Source organism: Gluconobacter sp. R75690 (assembly GCF_015244525.1).
Classification (GTDB): Bacteria; Pseudomonadota; Alphaproteobacteria; order Acetobacterales; family Acetobacteraceae; genus Gluconobacter; species Gluconobacter potus.
The window spans coordinates 32,491-52,069 of record NZ_JABCQB010000003.1 but is presented as its reverse complement, the minus strand read 5'-3'; the positions used below and the strand labels follow the sequence as shown (position 1 = coordinate 52,069).

The following is a 19,579-nucleotide window of genomic DNA, read 5'->3' as shown; positions in this document are numbered from 1 at the left end:
GTGTCCGCGGCCTGCTTCAGGCCGCTGCTTTCGGGCGGAAACGCGCCGTGGTGATGTCGCAGTCATACTGCGCTGCCGTCTCGCAGGGGTTGCTGGCGAGTTCGTTGACGGCGTTCAGGATGCGCTCGATCTTGCCGTCATCCATCAGCACGCTGAAATTCAGGCGCGTCCAGCCGGGCTTCTCGATTTCCTGACCCGAGAGAATGGCGCTGCGGATCAGGCCGGATTCATCCTCGTCAATTCCCAGCAGACGATGCGCATACGGCCCCGCGCAGGCACAGCCACCGCGGACCTGAATGCCGTAACGGTCCGACAGCATGCGCGTGAAAAGCTGCTGGTGAATGAAGCCACCATTCTTCACATCGCGGATGCGGAACGAGAAGATCGGAAGGGCATCGGCGGTCGGATGGCCAAGGATCTCGATGGCCGGATTGCCACTCCAGGCTTTCACGGCACGCGCGCGCAGTTCGGCGTTGCGCTGCGCCATATAGGCCTCGCCGATAACGTCCTTGACGATGAACGCCAGCGCCGCGCGGATATCCCCGATCACATTCGGCGTGCCGCTCTCTTCGCGTGCGGCGAGGTTCGCGGTGTAATCGTGGTTCCAGGGAGAGACGAAACGCACCGTGCCACCGCCCGGAAGAACAGGCGTCGTGCGGGGCATGGCGACATTGCGCACGATCAGCACGCCCGACGCCGCCGGGCCACCAATGAACTTGTGGCAGGACACGACAACCGCATCCTTTTCAAATGGCGTGCCGGGCTGCATGTCGATCGGACAGTACGGGCCAGCCCCGGCATAATCCCAGATGGACAGGGCACCGAAACGCTTGAGCAGGGCCGTGACAGCATTCACATCCGTCAGGATGCCCGTCACGTTGGACGCAGCAGAGAAGGAACCGATCTTCAGTCGATCTGCCGGGCAGGCCTTCAGCGCCTGTTCCAGAACACTCAGATCCGGCCCACCTTCGGCCGCCTCGGGGATCTCGACGATCTCCGCGCCGCTCTCACGCCAGGGCAGGATGTTGGAGTGATGTTCGTAAGGGCCGATGAAAACGGTCGGGCGCTTTCTGGCTTCGCACAGGGCCGGGATTTCCAGCAGATGAACAAGGCGGTTCAGCCCGGCCGTGGCGCCATTGCCCATGAAAATGGTCGTGAAATCGGGGGACGGGGCGTGGCAGAACTGGGCGATCATGGTGCGGGCGCTGTTGCGCAGGCGCGTCATATAGGCGCCGCAGAAAGACGCTTCGGTATGGCTGTTGGCGTAGAACGGCAGGATCTCGTCCATGATGAACGTTTCGATCTGCTTCAGCGCACGACCGGAAGCGACGTAATCGGCATAAAGCAGGGACTGCGTGCCGAACGGCGTCGAGAACTTTGCACCATCTCCGATCACGCCTTTGGCGAGCGCGGCCAGCCCGTTGTTGCGCAGCGTCTGCTCGAACTGTTCAAGAAGAGCCGTGCTGTTGTCGAGATTGCCGATCGTTTCCATGGCGCGATGTTTCCCCGTCCGTGATGGCCCTGCGTGATGACCCTCGTGATGAAAGGACGATAGACCGACGGAAAGAGTAAAAACCGCTGCTTTTTTGAGGGTGAAAAATCCTTTTTGTGGTCATATGATGCGATATGGCCAGAAAACTCGATCAGACGGACAGGGCGATCCTGAGAATCCTGCAAAAGCAGGGCACACCCTCCCAGCGCGAACTCGCCGAGAAGGTCGGCCTGTCGCAGAATGCCTGCTGGCGGCGGCTGAACGCCCTGCGCGAAGACGGCGTGATCGCCCATGACACGGTGCGGCTCAATGCCTCCGCACTGGGGCTGACTCTCACGGTCTTCGTGCTGATGCGGACACGCCATCATTCGCGCGAATGGTTCGAGACATTCCGCAAGGTGGTCGGTTCGATACCGAACATAGTTGATTTTTATCGGATCGCGGGCGAATACGATTATCTTCTGAAGGTGGTGGCCTGCGACATGAACGATTTCGATCGTGTTTATCAGCAGATCATCAGCAAGGTGGAGCTTGATGCCATCACCTCGTACATGACCATGGAAACCCTGGCGGACAACAGGGACCTTCCGGTCTGAAGCGTCCTTCTTCCAAAACGCCTCTCCCGTCCACAGCAGGAACCCCTTGTCCATGAGCCAGCCCGACCAGCTTGCCCACAGTCTGCGTACGCGCCATGTCGTCATGATCGCCTTGGGCGGGGTGATCGGGGCGGGATATTTCATCGGGGCGTCCGCGGCACTTTCGCTGGGTGGCCCTGCGGTGCTGCTGTCCTACGCGCTCGCCGGAACGCTGGTGTTCCTGGTCAATCTGATGATGCGTGATCTGGCGCTGAAAGTACCGGGGCGCGCATCGTTCCTGCGGCAGATCCAGTATGCGCTCGGCAACCGTGCAGCCTTCGTCGCCGGCTGGGCCTACTGGCTGACCTGGATCATCGCGATTGCCGTGGAAGTCATTGCGGTGGCGACGATGCTCGCGCCCTATATTCCGCTGCCCTATGCCGTGCTTGAAATCCTCATCATGGCGCTGATGACCGGCGTGAATCTCATGTCCGTCAAAGGCTATGGCGAGTTCGAATACTGGTTCTCGGCCATCAAGGTTCTGGCAATCGTCTGCTTCATCGGGATCGGCGTCTGGGCGCTGCTGAGCCGTCCCATTCCCGTGCATGACAATCTGTTCGCCCATGGCGGCCTGCTCCCGCATGGCTGGCTGGCGCTTCTGGCCGTGATCCCGACAATCCTGTTCTCGATGGGCGGCAGCGAAATTTCCACCGTCGCGGCCGTTGAATCCGACAACACCGAGCAGAACATCGTCCGCGCCACGCGCTCCATCGCGCTGCGGATCGGCGGGTTCTATCTCGTCTCCATTGCGCTCGTGCTCTGTCTGGTGCCGTGGAGTGATGTGGTGTCCGGTTATTCGCCGTTCCTGCTGGTGCTGCACCGGCTGCATGTTCCGTTCGCGGATGTGGCGCTGGCGGTCGTGGTCATGACGGCGGCGCTCTCCAGCCTCAATTCCGGGATCTATGTGACGTCCCGCATCCTGTATGAACTGGCGGAATCCGGCTCTGCTCCGGGACTGTTCCTGACCGTGGATGCGTCCACGAAACTCCCTCGCCGGGCCATTCTGGTCAGTGCGTTTGCGTCCATTCTGGTGGCCGCCGTGGCCGTGCTCTCGCCGACGCTGATCTTCGGTCTGCTGGTCAGTCTCACGGGCGGGTTCATGGTGTTCAACAACACAATGATCGTGGCGGGACGTCTGAAACTCGTGCCGGAATCACCCTGGAAGGCTTATGCCGCTCTGGTCCTGATCGGATGCACGCTGATCGCCATGCTGATCCAGCCCGAAACGCGCTCGCAGATCGTGTTGGGTGCTGCGGCACTCCTGCTGATCTTTCTGGCGGAGCGGTTCGTGCCGCGCCGTCAGCCAGACTGAGCCCTTAGAAGAGCGCCCCCTGTGCTGGGTTGCTGGGTATGGTCCGGCCAAAATCCCGCTCGATCCAGCTTCGCAGCACAAGCAGGATCTGCGCCTGCTGTTCGGGCGTCAAAGCCTTTCCCGGCGCCATGCCATGCCATTTGGACAGGCAACTCCGGCAGCACGCACCAGTGGCATGCTGCGCGATGAAGACCGGGTGACCACGCATGGGCGTCTGCTTGCCGTCGCGGGGTGGATGGGCCGGGGCGAGGCGTTCGGCGATGAAGGCCGCACCGTGTTCCATGACGGCATCAAGGCCCCGGCTTTCGAGATAGACTCGCGCCTGATCGTCCAGATGAAAGCGGGTTCGGAACCGGGACCGGGCAAGACGTTCAAACAGCTCTTCGGGATCAAATCGGCTCACCAGCCCACAACCTTCTGAAAAACAGGCAAAAAATCGCGTGAGAGGGCCTCAGCCCCCTGTAAGAACATTTGTTCTTTCTCCATATGGTAACGAATGGACGCTTTTCCGAGACGCTCCCGCTCATCTTCCGCGGCGGGAGATACAACAACACTGACAGTCCTCTCTCCGCTTCAGGTGCAGGACCTGTTCTCTGCCCGGCTGGACGAGATCTGCGCCGCTTTCGATGAATGGGGCTTTCCGCTGGTCGTGGCGGGACAGCTTGGGGATGCCGCGCCCAATTCCTACCCTAAATATTACCAGCTACCCCTGACCGATCCGCAGTTCGGGACCACCCTGGCTCTTGAAGTGCAGAAATCCATTCTGGCGCGGGCGGAAGTCGGTCCCGGCGATCATGTCCATGTCACCGGCATGCTGCGCGCCCGGCAGTATCGCGGGCAGGTCGTCCTGCGCTTCGAGGTCGTGGCCGTGGAGCTTCACGATCCCGGCCGTCAGAAAGTCGAGCGCGTCGAGCGTTCCATTCTGGACGTCCTGCGCGGACTGCCCTGCGCGTTTCATCCCTATCCTACCCGGCCGGATGCGCGGCTCCTGCTGATCCATTCCGCAGCGTCCAGCGCATTGGTGGCCGAGGATTTCCTTCAGGCCCTCGGCGGAGCCTGGCGTCCGGAACGTGTACGAAACCTGCCCACGGCCATGAACGATCCCGGCCGTCTGGCGGAGGCGATCCGCACCTGCCGGGAAGACATCATCGTCCTGATCCGCGGGGGCGGGGACGTGTCCGATTTCGTGGTGTTCGAAAACCCGCTGGTGCTGGAGGCTCTGGCCGTCTGTCCCGCGCATCGCGTTCTCGGACTGGGTCATACGGCAAACCGGACCCTGGCCGAACGCGTCGTGGACCATGCCGCAACAACGCCCGCCGATGCCGGACATTACATCCGGCGCATGAGCGGCCGGGTCTGGCAGGAACAGGAAGAAGCCCGGGCGCAGCAGGAAGAAATGGCCGCACTGCGGGACAGTGCAACACTCAACGTCACACCCGAACGCGCTCCGATCGGCGCGCGCCTGCGGAACGGACTGATCCTGCTCGCGATTGGTCTGGCGCTGGGCCTGCTTCTGCCGCGATTTCTGTAAAGGCCAGACTGTTTTTCCCGGGCCGCCCACGTGGAGGACGCCCCCCTCCGGTTATTCCGTGCTCTGGTTCTGCAATTTGGAGGGGATGCGAAACCCGCCGTTCACGCGCCAGAGTGTGACGAGAACGGTCATGAGTGCGGTCGTCTGCGCGGCGAAGATAAAGTCGTGTGACTGGAGCAGTGCGGCGATAATGACGAGCATCCCGGTCAAGATGACGATCTGCTTCCAGGGCTGCTCCTGGGACGGCTGCTTCAGAATGCACAGAAGCAGAGCGAGGATGAATGTACTAAGGGCCAGTTCTGCAATGGCTGTATGACCCGTGAGGGCGCATGTGGCACCGGTCAGCATGACTGCAATTTCGAGAAGAGCGACTTTTGACACGAACTCGTTCTCCTGCATTGGAATGCAGGAGAACAATGCAGTCTGTCCGTGTTTCAAGCCAATTCAAAAAGCGCAACAAGTGGTCGCACTCTTTGCACGCTTCGAGTGTCAGCGGACGTCGACGCGGACGAACGGTTTGGTGGCCGACGGATCGGTGATGGCATGCATTTCGATCTGGATGGGCTGCGCGCCGGCCTTTTCAAGATGGGACGCGACGACTGCCGCCAGATGGTTGGTCACGTCCGTCAGGGCCTGCGCCTGAGCGTCGGGGGTTGGCCGCGGCGGGGCAAAGGCCTGCACGATGAAGAGCACGTTCGCCTTGCGCGACAGGGCGGCCTTTGCGGCGCGCTCCACGACGGGGCCGTATTCGGATTCCGGTGTGCCTTCAGAAATCGACAGGAACGGCGCATGCGGCGGCGGCCCCGGCGGTGCGGGCGGAATAACGGGATGAGGCGGCTTGCCCGCATTCGGGTTGAACGTGCGCTGGTCCAGCAGCTTGCACCCCGAGAGCAGGGGCGCAACCAGCAGCAGCCCTCCCATCAGGAGGGCGGACCGGGGCACAGGACCCCGCGGCGAACGGAAATGTCGGACAAAAGGTGCCATATCGCGCGGAACCGTCGCAGGAACGGAGGCTTTGAGCAAGATTATAGAGTCAACTTCATGAAAAACTGTTGATGCCCCCTGTTGCTCTGCTGTGGCGGTGCTATGGAAGATGCCCGAGTTTTCAAGGAACGGAGTAGGGCAGGTCATGGCTGTAAAAATCGCGATCAACGGTTTCGGACGGATCGGACGGCTGGTGCTGCGTGGCATCATCGAAAGCGGACGTACGGATGTCGAAGTTGTCGCCATCAACGATCTGGGTTCGGTTGAGGCCAACGCGCACCTGCTGGCCTATGACAGCACGCATGGCCGCCTTCCCGGAACGGTCCGCGCCGAGGGCAACAGCCTGATCATCGAAGCCAATGGCCGCACCTATGGTCCGATCAAGGTGTCGGCCGAGCGTAACCCGGCACAGGTTCCCTTCCAGGGCGTCGATGTTGCGATGGAATGCACGGGCCTGTTCACCTCCCGCGAGAAGGCGTCAGCCCTGCTGGAAGCCGGTGCCAAGCGCGTCGTCATCTCCGCTCCGGCCACGGACGTCGATGCGACGATCGTTTACGGCGTGAACAACGACGTCCTGACGCCGGACATGAAGATCATCTCCAACGCGTCCTGCACCACGAACTGCCTCGCCCCCGTGGCGTCCGTTCTGGACAAGGCCTTCGGAATCGAATGTGGCTACATGGTCACGATCCATTCCTACACGGGCGACCAGCGCACGGTGGACACCCTGCACAAGGACCCGCGTCGCGCCCGCGCCGCCGCCCTGAACATGATCCCGACCTCCACCGGCGCCGCCAAGGCCGTCGGTCTGGTCCTGCCGCATCTGAAGGGCAAGCTGGACGGAACCTCCATCCGCGTTCCGACGCCGAATGTCTCGGTCGTCTCGCTGGATTTCGTCCCGACGCGTGCTCCGGCTTCTGCCGATGCCGTCAACGAAGCCATCCGCGCCGCCTCGCTCGAAGGCTCCCTGAAGGGTATCCTCGAATACAACGCGGCCCCGCTCGTCAGCTCCGACTTCAACCATGACAAGGCGTCCTCGATTTTCGATGCGACGCAGACGGTCCTCGTTGATGGTGGCAAGATGGTGCGGGTCTGCTCGTGGTACGACAACGAGTGGGGCTTCTCCAACCGCATGGCCGACACGGCTGCCCTGTTCGGGAGCCTCTGAGTGATGGCCTTCCGCACCCTTGATGGTGTGGACGCACGCGGCAAGCGCGTGCTGGTCCGCGCCGACCTCAACGTCCCGATGCATGACGGCGTCATCACCGATGACACCCGCCTGCAGCGGGTTGCCCCCACCATTCGCGAGCTGGCCGACAAGGGCGCGCGCGTGGTGGTGTTCAGCCATTTCGACCGCCCCAAGGGCCAGGTCGTCCCGGCCATGTCCCTGCGTCCGATCGCGCTGAAACTCGGCCAGATCCTGGGCCAGCCGGTCGGCTTCGTGGCCGAATGCGTTGGCCCGACCGTGGAAGCCGCTGTGGGCGCCATGGCCGACGGCGATATCATCGTCCTCGAAAACACGCGCTTCCATGCGGGTGAAGAGGCCAATGATCCCGAGTTCGCCAAGGCTCTGGCGCAGAACGGCGACATCTTCGTCAACGACGCGTTCTCGGCCGCGCACCGCGCCCATGCCTCGACCGAAGGCGTGGCCCATGATCTGCCGTCCTTCGCAGGGCGTCTGATGCAGGCCGAGCTGAGCGCCCTGTCCGCGGCTCTGGAAAACCCGGAGCGCCCGGTCGGTGCGATCATCGGCGGCTCCAAGATCTCGACGAAGCTCGACCTGATCGGGAATGTCATCGAGAAAGTGGACACGCTGTTCATCACGGGTGCGATGGCCAACACGTTTCTTGCGGCTGAAGGCATGAATGTGGGCAAGTCCCTGCAGGAAGCCGAAATGCATGAGACGGCGCGCAAGATCGCCCATCTCGCACAGGAAAAAGGCTGTGAGATCGTCCTGCCGGTCGATGCCGTCGTGGCGCGTGAGTTCAAGGCCAATGTCCCGACCGAGACCTGCCTGATCGGCGAAGTCCCGGACGACGCCATGATCCTTGATGCCGGTCCGCGCACGGTCGAACTGATCCGGGACCGTCTGGACACGCTCAAGACGCTGGTCTGGAACGGACCGCTCGGGGCGTTCGAGATCGCACCCTTCGACAAGGCCACGGTCGATGTCGCGCAATACGCCGCGCAGCTTACGGAAGAAGGCAAGCTCAAGACGATCGCCGGCGGTGGCGATACGGTCTCGGCCCTGCGTCATGCCGGGGTTGTGGACCAGATGACCTATGTCTCCACGGCAGGCGGGGCTTTTCTCGAATGGCTGGAAGGCAAGATCCTCCCGGGCATCGAGGTGCTCCGTTCGGCAGGTCACGATCTGGGGCTCGAATAAGACAAAAGCCGGGGAAGGTGACTTCCCCGGCTTTTTTTGTGCTCTTTTGAAAAGTGGCGCTGATGTTGCGGAAGTTGGTGTCGGGCTGTTTTCTGCTCTGTGGTCTCAGCGCCTGTCAGGCCTATGACCGCCCCCCGACACCCGCCCCGCCTTCGACAGAGAACCTGTCCTGAGCGGTCGTCCGGAGGGAATGCTGCTCTCTCCCTCAAGAACTGAATCGCAAGCCGCTTATTCCGATCGGTTCAACGCTGACGGAAGCCAGAACCACGGCTTCTGACCCCAGCGTTCCGACCTGCATCGGAGTCCGACTGGTGTTCCAATACTAAAAAACCCCGCTGGAGCACGGCTCCGGCGGGGTTTTCGTGAAAGACGTTTCCTCAGGCCTGAAGACCGTTTTCGCGGCGGCGATGCTCGACTTCAGCGGCCATGGCCTTCTGAAGCTTCTCCATCGCACGGGCCTCGATCTGGCGGATACGCTCACGCGAGACGTTGTAATGATGGGACAGTTCTTCCAGCGTGGAAGGCTCTTCCTTCAGGCGACGCTCGCTCAGGATGTGACGCTCACGCTCGTTCAGCGTCATCAGGGCCTGATCCAGCAGAGCCTTGCGGCCCGTGAACTCTTCGGATGCGGCGTAGGTCTGTTCTTGGTTCTCGTGATCGTCCACGAGCCAGTCCTGCCACTCGCCTTCACCGTCGATGCGCAGCGGCGCATTGAGGCTGTGGTCGGGCGCAGCCAGACGCTGGTTCATCGAAACCACATCCTGCTCCGGCACGCCGAGCGTGGTGGCAATGGAGTTGACCTGTTCCGGCTTCAGATCGCCGTCATCAATGGCCTGCATCTGCCCCTTGAGGCGACGCAGGTTGAAGAACAGCTTCTTCTGCGCGGCGGTCGTGCCCATTTTCACCAGCGACCAGCTGTGCAGGATGTATTCCTGCATGGCAGCACGGATCCACCACATGGCATAGGTGGCAAGACGGAAGCCACGCTCCGGATCGAACCGGCGCACGGCCTGCATCATGCCGATATTACCCTCGCTGATGAGTTCGTTCACCGGCAGGCCATAGCCACGATAGCCCATGGCGATCTTGGCCACGAGACGTAGATGGGAGGTGACGAGGCGGTGTGCCGCGCTCGTATCTTCGTCCTTGCGCCAGCGCCGGGAGAGATCGAGCTCTTCCTGCGGCGTCAGCAGCGGGAACTTGCGGATTTCCTGAAGGTAGCGGGTCAGGTTGTTTTCGGGACCCACTGAAATGACGGCTGGGGATGCCATGATCTTCGACTCCTTTCGCCCGGGGCTTAACCCGCATCCGGATGAGATGGAGACTCATACGGACCGGCGACGGGATAGTTCCGTCTGACCCAGGTGACGCATTGGGAAGGACTTTCACGTCCCCGACCGTCAGCCCCCGGACTGGGCGACCTCTGGTGGTACGATCCATTCCGGCGGCGCGTCAGCTCGTCGGATGAGCTGTTTATGACAGGCTCAGCCAAAAAAGTCAATGGCCTTTGAAGGTTTAGCCGATCAGTCGCTTTTTCAAGGTCTGGAAGTCTTCAGGAGGCGCAGTTTCGAAAGAAAGCTGCTTTTTCGTCCGCGGATGGATGAATCCGAGTCGGGTCGCATGGAGCGCCTGACGGGGGAAATCAAGGGCCGCTTCCTTCGCATCCTGCGACAGACCGCGCGCTGCTGCGGGAATCCGGCGCAGATAGACCGGGTCTCCAATCAGGGGGTGGCCTGCATTTGAAAGGTGAACACGGATCTGATGGGTCCGTCCAGTGGCCAGGCGACATTCGATCAGGGAGACGGCGGCCTGATAGGGTTCGATCAGCTTGAAACGTGTCAGGGCAACCTTGCCGCCACTTCCTACAACCGCCATGCGTTTGCGGTCCCGCTTGTCGCGACCGATATTGCCATCGAACTCGCCTCCGGACGGCAGAAGCCCCCAGACAAGCGCCAGATAGGCACGGTCGATGTCACGGGCGGCAAAGGCTTCGGACAGCGCGTTGTGGACCATCGCCGTCTTGGCCACGACCATCAGCCCGGACGTATCCTTGTCCAGACGATGCACGATTCCCGGACGCTTCTCTCCGCCAATGCCCTCGAATCCTTCCCCGCAATGCCCGAGCAACGCGTTGACCAGCGTGCCGGTCTCGTTGCCCGGGGCAGGGTGGGTGACGAGCCCGGCCTGCTTGTCGAGCACGATCAGGTCGTCGTCCTCGTACAGGATATTAAGCGGGATCTGCTCGGCGACCGGCCGGGCAGGGGTGGGGGCCGGGAATGTCAGCGCCACTTCCATGCCGTCACGCAGCGTTTCCGCGGGCTCGGAGACCGTCTTTCCATTGACGGAAAGGTTGCCGCTTTCAATCAGGGCCTTGACCCGGGAGCGGGAAACCGTGCCGATGGCGTCCGCCAGCGCCCGGTCGGCCCTCTGGCCAGTCGTGGACGCATCGACAACAAGACGGAATGGGGAAACAGGATCAGACATGACACAGGGTGTAGCCGAGGAAATGGCGAACAGCGAGTCGCAGACACCAAAAGCGCTTCTGGCCGCCGTGATTTTGATGGGCGTGCTGATCATCGCGGCCGTCTTCGGGCTGATCGGCGTGATTGCCTACCGTTTTCTGCATCCGCGCCCGAGCGTGACGGCCACCGTCCCGCTGGCTGAGGGCGGCTTTTCCCGTCTCGCCCTTCCGCTTGGCGCGGGCGAGCACATCACGGCAATCACGTCCCGGCCGGATGGTCTGATGGCCGTGACGCTGAGTGGTGCGGGAAGTGACCGCGTCCTGCTGTGGAATCCGGAAGCCGGAAAGATCGCCGCCGAGCTCGATTTCGGAACGCCTGCGCCGTCTACGCCCTGACCTGACGGCGAAACTCTCTGAACCGTGAGCCCTGCTGCCGCGTTAAGGCGGCAGGATTTATGAAGGATCAGGGATTATGGGACGTCTGGTTGATGCGGTCATCGCCGCCGGCACGGTTTTCGGAGTTCAGTACGCTGCCCGGGAAATCAGCCCGGCCGACGATCAGTCCACCCGCCGCTGGTATGAGCATCTGAATAAGCCGCATTTCAATCCGCCCGGCCCGGCCTATGCCGTGATCTGGACGATGCTTGACGGGCTGCTGGCCTGGTCGGGCTATCGGCTCCTGCGGGCCGAGAAGTCCTGTGCCCGCACGACAGCTCTGACATTATGGGCCCTGTGTGTCGCAGGCGTGGCCGGCTTTCCGTTCTTCGTCTTCCGCAAGCGACAGCTCGGGACGGGTCTGGCCATCTGTATCGGCCTGATCATGACGTCGGGCGCCTCGATCCGCACGGCGCACAAGGTGGACTGCAAGGCCGCCGCGATGCAGGTGCCGTTCTTCATCTGGCTGATCTTCGCAACCTGCATCCACGAACAGATCTGGCGCCGGAACTGAAATCCGGCCTCCGCGTCGTTTTTCAGGGGGCGTTGAGGACAGCCGTCAGAAGCCCGGGGAACCGCGTGTCGAGTTCCTCGTGGCGCAGGGAATTGCGATGCTGGACGCCCTCTATGCGCGTCCGCAGGATCCCGCTGTCCCTCAGAACCTGAAAATGATGCGACATGCTGGATTTGGGGCGCGTTCCGATCAGCGTGGCGCAGTTCGCTTCCCCGACCCGCGCCAGATGCCGCACGATCTCCAGACGCGCGGGATCGGCCAGGGCACGCAGCACCAAAGTCAGTTCGAACGTCGCGGGATCAGGATGGTCATAGGCAGCCATGAGGTCTTATCCCTTTCCTGAGATTTTATCGCAACACCTGCTTTGTTCGACTCGCATCAAACAAAAAGCTTGCCTTGTTCGACTGTTATCGAACAATATGAGGGCCTGTCCAGAGGAGACAACTGATGCCAACCCTGTTCGATCCCATTGATTTCGGTCCCATTCACGCGAAAAACCGGATTGTGATGGCTCCGCTGACGCGCGGACGTGCCGACAAGGCGGCCGTTCCGACCCCCATCATGGTGGAATACTATGCCCAGCGCGCCAGTGCCGGGCTGATCATCACGGAAGCCACGGGCATTTCCCGCGAAGGTCTGGGCTGGCCGTTCGCACCGGGAATCTGGTCCGAGGCGCAGGTCGAGGCCTGGAAGCCGATCGTGGCCGGCGTGCACGCAAAGGGCGGAAAGATCGTCTGCCAGCTCTGGCACATGGGCCGCATGGTCCACTCGTCCGTGACCGGTACGCAGCCCGTCTCGTCGTCTGCGACCACGGCCCCGGGCGAGGTCCATACCTATGAAGGCAAAAAGCCGTTCGAGCAGGCCCGCGCAATCGATGCCGCGGATATCAGCCGCATTCTGAACGATTATGAGAACGCCGCCCGCAATGCGATCCGCGCCGGTTTCGACGGGGTGCAGATCCATGCCGCCAATGGCTATCTCATCGACGAGTTCTTGCGAAACGGCACGAATCACCGCACGGATGAGTACGGCGGCGTCCCCGAAAACCGCATCCGCTTCCTGAGGGAAGTCACCGAGCGCGTGATCGCTGCCATCGGTGCCGACCGTACAGGCGTGCGCCTGTCTCCCAACGGCGATACGCAGGGCTGCATCGACAGCGCACCGGAGACGGTTTTCGTCCCGGCGGCAAAGCTGCTTCAGGATCTGGGCGTGGCCTGGCTCGAACTGCGTGAACCCGGCCCGGACGGCACGTTCGGCAAGACGGACCAGCCCAAACTGTCCCCGCAGATCCGCAAGGTATTTACGCGCCCGCTGGTGCTCAATCAGGACTATACATTCGAGACTGCGCAGAAAGCCCTGGCGGAGGGCCACGCCGACGCAATTGCGTTCGGCCGCAAGTTCCTCTCGAACCCCGACCTGCCGGAGCGCTTCGCCCGCGGCATCGCCCTGCAGCCGGATGATATGAAGACCTGGTACAGCCAGGGTCCGGAAGGATACACGGACTACCCGTCCGCCACCTCCGGCCCCAACTGACGGTCAGATTTCCGGGAGCATCCAGTGCTCCCGGAACATGGCTCAGACCGGGCGAACCAGCTCGTAAAGTGCGACGGCCGCGGCATTGGAGACGTTCAGGCTCTCCATGTCGCCCGGCATATAGACGCTGGCGATCTCGTCACACGTCTCTCGCGTCAGACGACGCAGACCCGCCCCCTCGGCTCCCAGAACCAGAGCCACACGACGCCCGGCAAAGCTTTTGCCATCCAGTCGCGTACCTCCGGCATCCAGCCCGACAACCCAGAAATCCTCGGCCTGAAGTGCCTGAAGCGCGCGGGAGAGATTGACCTCGCGCAAGATCGGCACAACGTCCAGCGCGCCCGAAGCCGCCTTCGCCATCGCACCGCTTTCCTGCGGTGCATTGCGGTCCTGCACGAGCAGCGCCGCTGCACCGAACGCCGCAGCAGAGCGCAGAATGGCGCCGATATTGCGCGGATCCGTCACCTGATCCAGCACCAGAACCGGCCCCTTGCGCTCGACGATGTCGGGAATGGCCAGCGTTTCCAGCGGTTCGACCCGCAGGCAGACACCCTGATGCACGGCATCGCGCTCACACAGCCGGTCGAGGCGCTCACGGTCGACGATCTGCGGCTTGCGGGACGCATTCTCAAAAGACGCCGCAGCTTCGCGCGTCGCCAGGAAATCGTGAATCACACGCTCGGGATTGGCGAGAGCGGCCTGCACGGCATGATGACCGTAAATCCAGTAGCCGGGGCCGGAGCTGGCCGCATGGCCACGAACGGAACGGCCGCCCCGTTCCCTGGTGCGACCACCAAGCGGGGAAGAGCCGTGATCGGTAGTGCCGGCGTGAGGAGCGGATCGATCCGTGGAACGATCGGGAGCGGAACGGGAGGGAGATCTTCTGGCCATAAAAAAGCATATAATCGACAACTGGGAATTGACATAGCCGCCAATCCGCCATATCCCAACCGCCGACCCGGAGAGGTGCCCGAGTGGCTAAAGGGGGCGGACTGTAAATCCGCTGGCGTACGCCTACGTTGGTTCGAATCCAACTCTCTCCACCATCTGAAAACCGCAGAAAACTGCGACTTTCAAGGGGTCCACAGAATAAGGGGCAGAAAATGCCTCTTAATTTCTGTGCCAATTTGTGCCAAGGCTGGTCAGTTATCGACTGAGAGACTGGCACAAGGAATGGCACAGAACCCCCCCAAGGGAATCACTTATCGCGGGCCGCTACAGTATCAGTGGCGCGTTCGCGTGCGTGGCATTTATGCAAACGGCGTCAAGGACACGCTTGAAGGGGCCGTAGCAGCCCGCGAGGATGCAAGGCAGCGCATTAACGCCGGGACGTGGGATGACGGGCAGCGGCTCAGGTCGTTCACGCTCGCCAAGGGCCTTGATTACTATGAAGAGCACGTCCTCCCGCACAAAAAGGGGGGCGACAAAGAGCGGTCTCGCCTGAAGACGTGGCGTGAATGGCACGGTGGAGCAAAGGGCCGGGAAGGGGACTGGCTGCAATACCCCATGTCATCCATCATGCCGGACCAGATTCAGGCGTTTATTGACGAGCGACAGCGCGCCGGGTCCGGGTCCGGTGCGTCGACCATCCGGAACTGTGTTGCCGTCCTGTCCTCTGTGTTCAGAAGCTGCCGAACCCGGCTCCATCTCGATATTCCCAATCCCTGCCTTCTGGTCTCTCTGCCTCCACCCCCTCCGCCGCGACACGTCACACTCCCCGCAAGTGATGCAGTGGCTCTCCTTGCTGCGTGCCGAGAGGGACCGGATTACCTGATTCATTGCGTCCTGATTGCGATTGAGACGGCAATGAGGGCTGGGGAGATTCGACGTATCCAGAGGTCACACGTCCACAAGACGCACGTTCACCTCCCGAAGACAAAAAATCCTCGTGGTGGCGTCGTTCGCGCTCGTGACGTGCCGCTGACAGAAGAAGCCGAGGGCGTTATTTCTGATGCCATGAAGGCCCTGCCGCATCGCCCTGATGGCTGGCTGTTCGGCGACCCGGAAAAATGGGGTAAAGACGGTGGTTTCACTGAAAGTATGTTGAGCAATGCGTTCGCCGCCGCTGTGAAGCGTGCGCGTGGGGCAGGGCTGACGAAATCGGTCAGGTTCCATGACCTGCGACACATCGCGATTACTGAACTCGCGAAGGACCACGCGGGGGCAATGGAACTTGCCAAGCTGACAGGACACAGGACGCTCCGTGTCCTGACGGAGACGTACTACAACCCGACCCCGCTAGACCAAGCTGCCGAACTCAGGCGGCGGCGGGCAGAAAGAAAAGCGCGGGAGAAGGCGGCCTAGTGCCGCCGTCTCCGGGCTGGGGCACTAAGCCCCGGCTCTCCCCGTCAGGTCAGGCCAGTCCGGCGCAGGTGCATGAAAATCGTTGTGGGATGGCGTCCGACTGCTTCCGCGATTTCCCGGTAGTTAAAGCCCGCCCGGTGCCATTCTTCGATTTCGTTCCGCTCTGCCTGTGTCATGAGCCGCCGCGCCTTGCGCTTGCGGTCGTTGACGATGAATGCAGTCACCGTGAACCCTCCCACGGTCGGCTCTGGCTCAATCTCAACGTGGACCCCTGCTGTTGTCTGACTAGCCAGAAAATCCCGGCGCAACTCTGTCCTGATGGCCGCAGGCGTTAGGCCAGAAGCTGCCCATTCCTCAAGTGCAGCCTCCATCCGGGGATGACTGAACTCTGTAAATGTCATGCCAGCCGCGCCGGGGTTACAGTGTATTACCTGTGCCGTGTAGCCGTTATCAAGCATTTTTCTACTCTCCGTTCGTTGAATACAGATATACGGTAAGTCCTCACCGAGGCTATGGCAAGTTATCCAAAAGCATAAACCGCACCAGAACATTACAGAACGGAATGATTTCCGGTTTTAGTTTATGAAGAACGTCATAAATGTTCATTACTATTTATGAATGGAATCATGAATACATGAACACGAAAAAAGGGACGCTCATAAATGAACGCCCCCTTTCTGACGAAAGTTTAACCTTCGTAAGGTGGAAAGGTCACTCCGGTGTAACGGAAAGCCCCGTCTCCTGCGTCGGCTTGGCCTTCGGACCTGCCTTGAGCCGGGCGACTTCCAGCGCGTCGGCCTGCGCTTGCTGCTCACGCTGCCAGTCCTGCGCCGCTGCCCTGATGGCCGAAAAATCCCCGGATTTCAGGGCTTCCATCGTGCCCGCGTCCCGGCTGTCTAGTGCAAGCTCAATCAGGTTCGCATCCCTGAGCGCCTGCTCTGCCTGCCGGTATTCCGGCGACCGGGCCTGACGCTCTGATTCAGTCGTCAATGCTTTCCGCTCTGCCTCGGCATCCTTGCGGGCCTGCACCAATGCTGCATGGCGGCCATTTTTCAGGCGGTCGGCCTCGGCTTTCAGCGCCTCCGCCCGCTTTTCTGCGTCCTCTGCGGCTTTGCGGGTGCCCGGTGACAGGAAAGAAGCGTTGCCTCTGGCGGTCTTGGCCTCTTTCGCTGCCCGCGCTGCCGTTCTCTCTGCTGCCCTGATGGCTGCATCTACAGCGGCCTGCCGGGGTTCAAGAAGCGCAGGCAGGGCCAGAACGTCCAGCCGGGCGGCTTCCCGGTCGTATCGTTCCCTGATTTCCGCAAGCGTCTGGCGGATTACCTGTTCGCCAGATGGTGCAGCCGGTGCCGGGCGCAGGCCATCAGGGCGGCTATCCCGAACAGTGTCAGCACCATTACCGGCAGTCCGCTGCGGTCGAACGTCTGCCACGTCTGGGCGAGCAGGTGCGCTGTCTGGGCCGGATGCATGGTCAGAGACAACAGGACTGACAGGCTCATCACGACCGGGAACATGAGTCCCGTGATTCTTCTGTTTCTTCGCATTGTTTGCCTCCTTCTTTGCTGCTGCCCTGCGGGCTTTCCATTCAGCGATGGCCTCGGCCCGTGCGTCTGGGTTTGTGTCCTCTGGATTATAGTGCGGGAAGGTGCCCGAAAGCCTCTTTTCCAGTTGCTCATTTGTCAGTTTTTCCAGCCTGTCGGCCACCTTTGCCAGTTCCGGGCGGCCCCGCATGTCGGCGGCGTCGAGGTCCTGCGACGGGTCGGATGGGTCCGTGATAAAGACGGTGCGGGGTGCTACGTCTGGCAGACTATCGAGCGTACGGCCCGTTTCTGCCTCCCATTCCCTGACTGCCTCGCCTACCTGCCGGGTCCACTCCCGGTCCGCCACGTCCAGCGCATGGTCGAGGTCTTCACCGCCGGACGGGTCGTTTACGAACTCAGAAGCCGTGGGGTTCACCCGCTCCCCGACAAAAAACGGGAAAACAGACGCGATTTCCGCGTGCGACCGGCTCGCAAATGCGTCTCTGTTCGCTTGCAACCACTCCACCGAGACGGCCTCACCCGTTTTCAGGACGACAGCCGGAACGCGGACGGTCGGCGGCGGTCCCTGTTCCAGTTCCGGCGGTAGGTCGTGGAAGATTTCCTGCGCCTGCGCCTGAGCCTCGACCGGGGCCGTGAGGTCGATGGGGTCCGGGGCATAATCATCCGTGTCCGCTGGGCTCCGGTCTTCCGGTTCGTCCAGGGCGACAGCCCTAGACGGACTGTCCGGGACTTCTGGTTCCGTGATTTCCTCGACCGGGGCCGTGATTTCCGGCACTATCTCATTCGCCGGGGCTTCAATGGGCCTGATGGCGTTCGTATTCTCGAATGTCGCCAGACGCTCGGCAAGGGCAGCATCAAGCCGCTCCTGAGCCGCCCGTGAGAGTTTCCAATCGTGAGAAACCGGCGGTTCCAGAAGGCTCAGGGCGATTGCCACCTCGTCGCGATAGGCCGGGGTTCCGGTAAGCTGGACGTTAGACCAGCCGTGCAAAACTGCGGCCTGCGCCAACTGTGCCGCCGTCTCCGGGCTGGGGTCACGGGGGCTGACAATCCTGTCTCCGAAGTCCTCGAAAACGTCGCCCGTGTTCAGTTCAATCGTGGCAACACCACGGTTGCGGTCGATGCGGATTTTCGAGATAGCGGCCACTTGCTCCGGTGTCAGTGACGATTCAGAAATCTTGTAGTGCCCAGCCAGAAGACGAGCGCGGAACCGGCTCTCACGGTCCCAACCGTCACTTTCCGGCATGTCGTCCGGGTCGTCCTGCGGTGCAGGTGTAGGCAGGGCGTCACTGTCAACGATTTCCGGCGTCGGCTCTGGTGCCCTGCGAATAGTGTTCGCCGCATCGTCCGGACGCTCGAACCTCCACCCGCGTTCGTCGTTTCGCCTGCCCTGCACATAGTCAACGTAATCACTCAGGCTGAACACGTCAGCGTCGGCCTTGCCGCCTGCGACCTGCCGGTCTTTCCATTTGTTATATGATTTCCGGGCTGCCGCTTTCAGGTGGTCCGGCAATGCTGCGTATCCGTCCGCGCCTGCCACCCATCCGGTTTTCTTTGTCTTCGCCATCGTGTGCGCTCCTCTCTCTGGGAGCCGCTGGCGGGTCTCTTCTGCAATGAGCGCCTCAAGTCGCACAATCTCGGCAGAAAGCCCGTCAACGGCTCTCTGTGAGTGTCGCGCCTGCTTACGCAAGTGGCGGTGATTATCGAGAGAAATGATTGCAGGGGCCGGGTCATCAGGGTGGCGTCTGGTGCGCTCGATATCCGCTCTGCTGACGGTCGGTTCTGGGGGCAGGGCGTCGGGGCCGTCAAGCTCTTCATTTGACCGCATCCGGACCCGGACGGGATAGCCGTTTTCTTCAAGCCAGCGGTTGCCCCGGTCCTCGAATTGGGCACGCATAATCTTGCCCTTGCCAGCCGTGAAAAGGGCGTTCCACTCCCGCGCCTTTTTCCGCTCAAATGTGCCGTCCGGATTCAGGCGGCGCATAGTCGTCATGATGTGGACGTGTCCGTTTTCGCCACCGTCACGCGCACGGGCATTGTGCATGTCCGCATGACAGGCCATCCCGGCATCAATCAGCGGGGCAAGACAGTACGTCGTGTATTCCTGCCACTTTTCAGGCGGGAGACCACGCGGGATTCCCAACAGGATGCGCCGCGCTGGCTGACCATTTGCCTGCCGCTCCATGGCCTCGGCCTCACGCCAGAAATGCGACGGGTCGTGCATCTCTGGGGAAGGGTTCATGTGGTCCGGAAATAGGGTGAAGCGGCCCACATGCTCACGAGCCTTCCGGGTGTGGTCAAAGACCTGATTTGTCAGCCTGTCCGGGATACGTCCGCACAAATTATATGCCGCGTTGTCGAGCACCGAACCGACATGCGACACGTCGAAATTCAGCGTGACACGGCGTTCATCGATTTCAGGCTCAATCTGTGCGGCGATTTCCGGCATGAGGCATC

19 protein-coding genes and 1 tRNA gene are annotated in these 19,579 nt (G+C 61.6%); 10 read left to right on the top strand and 10 right to left on the bottom strand.

The window, feature by feature from the left end; translation table 11 throughout:
* Positions 1 to 16 precede the first annotated feature (16 nt).
* The gene (locus HKD27_RS04275; RefSeq protein WP_194688757.1) at positions 17 to 1,492 is read right to left on the bottom strand and encodes an aminotransferase class V-fold PLP-dependent enzyme; all 1,476 of its coding nucleotides are present in this window, start codon (positions 1,490 to 1,492) and stop codon (positions 17 to 19) included.
* A 134-nt stretch (positions 1,493 to 1,626) separates the two neighbouring features.
* On the opposite strand from HKD27_RS04275, the gene HKD27_RS04270 reads away from it, so the two are divergent.
* Positions 1,627 to 2,088, top strand: a complete 462-nt coding sequence (locus HKD27_RS04270; RefSeq protein WP_011252091.1) for an Lrp/AsnC family transcriptional regulator — start codon at positions 1,627 to 1,629, stop codon at positions 2,086 to 2,088.
* A gap of 52 nt (positions 2,089 to 2,140) precedes the next feature.
* On the top strand, positions 2,141 to 3,439 hold the full coding sequence (locus tag HKD27_RS04265) for an amino acid permease (RefSeq protein WP_194688758.1): 1,299 nt from the start codon (positions 2,141 to 2,143) through the stop codon (positions 3,437 to 3,439).
* 4 nt (positions 3,440 to 3,443) lie between these two features.
* Here HKD27_RS04265 and HKD27_RS04260 read toward each other — a convergent pair whose 3' ends face one another.
* Positions 3,444 to 3,842: a DUF4186 domain-containing protein gene (locus HKD27_RS04260; protein ID WP_194688759.1), complete on the bottom strand. Its 399-nt coding sequence runs from the start codon at positions 3,840 to 3,842 to the stop codon at positions 3,444 to 3,446.
* A gap of 93 nt (positions 3,843 to 3,935) precedes the next feature.
* On the opposite strand from HKD27_RS04260, the gene HKD27_RS04255 reads away from it, so the two are divergent.
* Positions 3,936 to 4,970 carry an exodeoxyribonuclease VII large subunit gene (locus tag HKD27_RS04255; protein WP_194688760.1) on the top strand — a complete coding sequence of 345 codons (1,035 nt, stop codon included), beginning with the start codon at positions 3,936 to 3,938 and terminating at the stop codon, positions 4,968 to 4,970.
* 51 nt (positions 4,971 to 5,021) lie between these two features.
* Here HKD27_RS04255 and HKD27_RS04250 read toward each other — a convergent pair whose 3' ends face one another.
* Together HKD27_RS04250 and HKD27_RS04245 are read right to left on the bottom strand one after the other, a co-directional pair.
* Positions 5,022 to 5,351: a hypothetical protein gene (locus HKD27_RS04250; protein ID WP_194688761.1), complete on the bottom strand. Its 330-nt coding sequence runs from the start codon at positions 5,349 to 5,351 to the stop codon at positions 5,022 to 5,024.
* Positions 5,352 to 5,459: 108 nt separating this feature from the next.
* A complete protein-coding gene (locus tag HKD27_RS04245) occupies positions 5,460 to 5,912 on the bottom strand; it encodes a hypothetical protein (RefSeq protein ID WP_370544229.1) in 453 nt (150 codons plus the stop codon).
* 187 nt (positions 5,913 to 6,099) lie between these two features.
* Here HKD27_RS04245 and gap point away from each other — a divergent pair, with 187 nt between their 5' ends.
* The gene (gene gap / locus HKD27_RS04240; RefSeq protein ID WP_062497772.1) at positions 6,100 to 7,122 is read left to right on the top strand and encodes a type I glyceraldehyde-3-phosphate dehydrogenase; all 1,023 of its coding nucleotides are present in this window, start codon (positions 6,100 to 6,102) and stop codon (positions 7,120 to 7,122) included.
* A 3-nt stretch (positions 7,123 to 7,125) separates the two neighbouring features.
* Positions 7,126 to 8,340, top strand: a complete 1,215-nt coding sequence (locus HKD27_RS04235; protein ID WP_194688814.1) for a phosphoglycerate kinase — start codon at positions 7,126 to 7,128, stop codon at positions 8,338 to 8,340.
* A 377-nt stretch (positions 8,341 to 8,717) separates the two neighbouring features.
* Here the strand turns inward: HKD27_RS04235 and rpoH are convergent, their stop codons facing one another.
* Together rpoH and HKD27_RS04225 are read right to left on the bottom strand one after the other, a co-directional pair.
* Entirely contained in the window at positions 8,718 to 9,611 is an 894-nt protein-coding gene (gene rpoH, locus HKD27_RS04230; RefSeq protein ID WP_011252084.1) for an RNA polymerase sigma factor RpoH, read from the bottom strand.
* A 244-nt stretch (positions 9,612 to 9,855) separates the two neighbouring features.
* On the bottom strand, positions 9,856 to 10,824 hold the full coding sequence (locus HKD27_RS04225) for an RluA family pseudouridine synthase (RefSeq protein ID WP_194688763.1): 969 nt from the start codon (positions 10,822 to 10,824) through the stop codon (positions 9,856 to 9,858).
* Here HKD27_RS04225 and HKD27_RS04220 point away from each other — a divergent pair.
* Together HKD27_RS04220 and HKD27_RS04215 are read left to right on the top strand one after the other, a co-directional pair.
* Complete coding sequence (locus tag HKD27_RS04220; RefSeq protein ID WP_194688764.1) at positions 10,823 to 11,197, top strand: hypothetical protein; 375 nt, start codon at positions 10,823 to 10,825, stop codon at positions 11,195 to 11,197. The two genes, HKD27_RS04225 and HKD27_RS04220, sit on opposite strands and share 2 nt — an antisense overlap.
* Positions 11,198 to 11,273: 76 nt before the next feature.
* On the top strand, positions 11,274 to 11,750 hold the full coding sequence (locus HKD27_RS04215) for a TspO/MBR family protein (RefSeq protein ID WP_194263782.1): 477 nt from the start codon (positions 11,274 to 11,276) through the stop codon (positions 11,748 to 11,750).
* A gap of 22 nt (positions 11,751 to 11,772) precedes the next feature.
* Here the strand turns inward: HKD27_RS04215 and HKD27_RS04210 are convergent, their stop codons facing one another.
* A complete protein-coding gene (locus HKD27_RS04210) occupies positions 11,773 to 12,072 on the bottom strand; it encodes a helix-turn-helix transcriptional regulator (RefSeq protein ID WP_062497775.1) in 300 nt (99 codons plus the stop codon).
* 125 nt (positions 12,073 to 12,197) lie between these two features.
* Here HKD27_RS04210 and HKD27_RS04205 point away from each other — a divergent pair, with 125 nt between their 5' ends.
* On the top strand, positions 12,198 to 13,283 hold the full coding sequence (locus HKD27_RS04205) for an alkene reductase (RefSeq protein WP_194688765.1): 1,086 nt from the start codon (positions 12,198 to 12,200) through the stop codon (positions 13,281 to 13,283).
* A 42-nt stretch (positions 13,284 to 13,325) separates the two neighbouring features.
* On the opposite strand, the gene rlmB is transcribed toward HKD27_RS04205, so the two are convergent.
* Entirely contained in the window at positions 13,326 to 14,174 is an 849-nt protein-coding gene (gene rlmB, locus HKD27_RS04200) for a 23S rRNA (guanosine(2251)-2'-O)-methyltransferase RlmB (RefSeq protein ID WP_194688766.1), read from the bottom strand.
* 69 nt (positions 14,175 to 14,243) lie between these two features.
* Here rlmB and HKD27_RS04195 point away from each other — a divergent pair.
* Positions 14,244 to 14,329 (top strand) — tRNA-Tyr (locus tag HKD27_RS04195).
* Positions 14,330 to 14,456: 127 nt separating this feature from the next.
* Entirely contained in the window at positions 14,457 to 15,587 is a 1,131-nt protein-coding gene (locus HKD27_RS04190; protein WP_194688767.1) for a site-specific integrase, read from the top strand.
* Between the two features lie 44 nt (positions 15,588 to 15,631).
* Here the strand turns inward: HKD27_RS04190 and HKD27_RS04185 are convergent, their stop codons facing one another.
* On the bottom strand, positions 15,632 to 15,811 hold the full coding sequence (locus tag HKD27_RS04185) for a helix-turn-helix domain-containing protein (protein WP_194688768.1): 180 nt from the start codon (positions 15,809 to 15,811) through the stop codon (positions 15,632 to 15,634).
* Positions 15,812 to 16,298: 487 nt separating this feature from the next.
* Entirely contained in the window at positions 16,299 to 19,571 is a 3,273-nt protein-coding gene (locus HKD27_RS04180) for a MobA/MobL family protein (RefSeq protein ID WP_194688769.1), read from the bottom strand.
* Between the last annotated feature and the right edge of the window lie 8 nt (positions 19,572 to 19,579).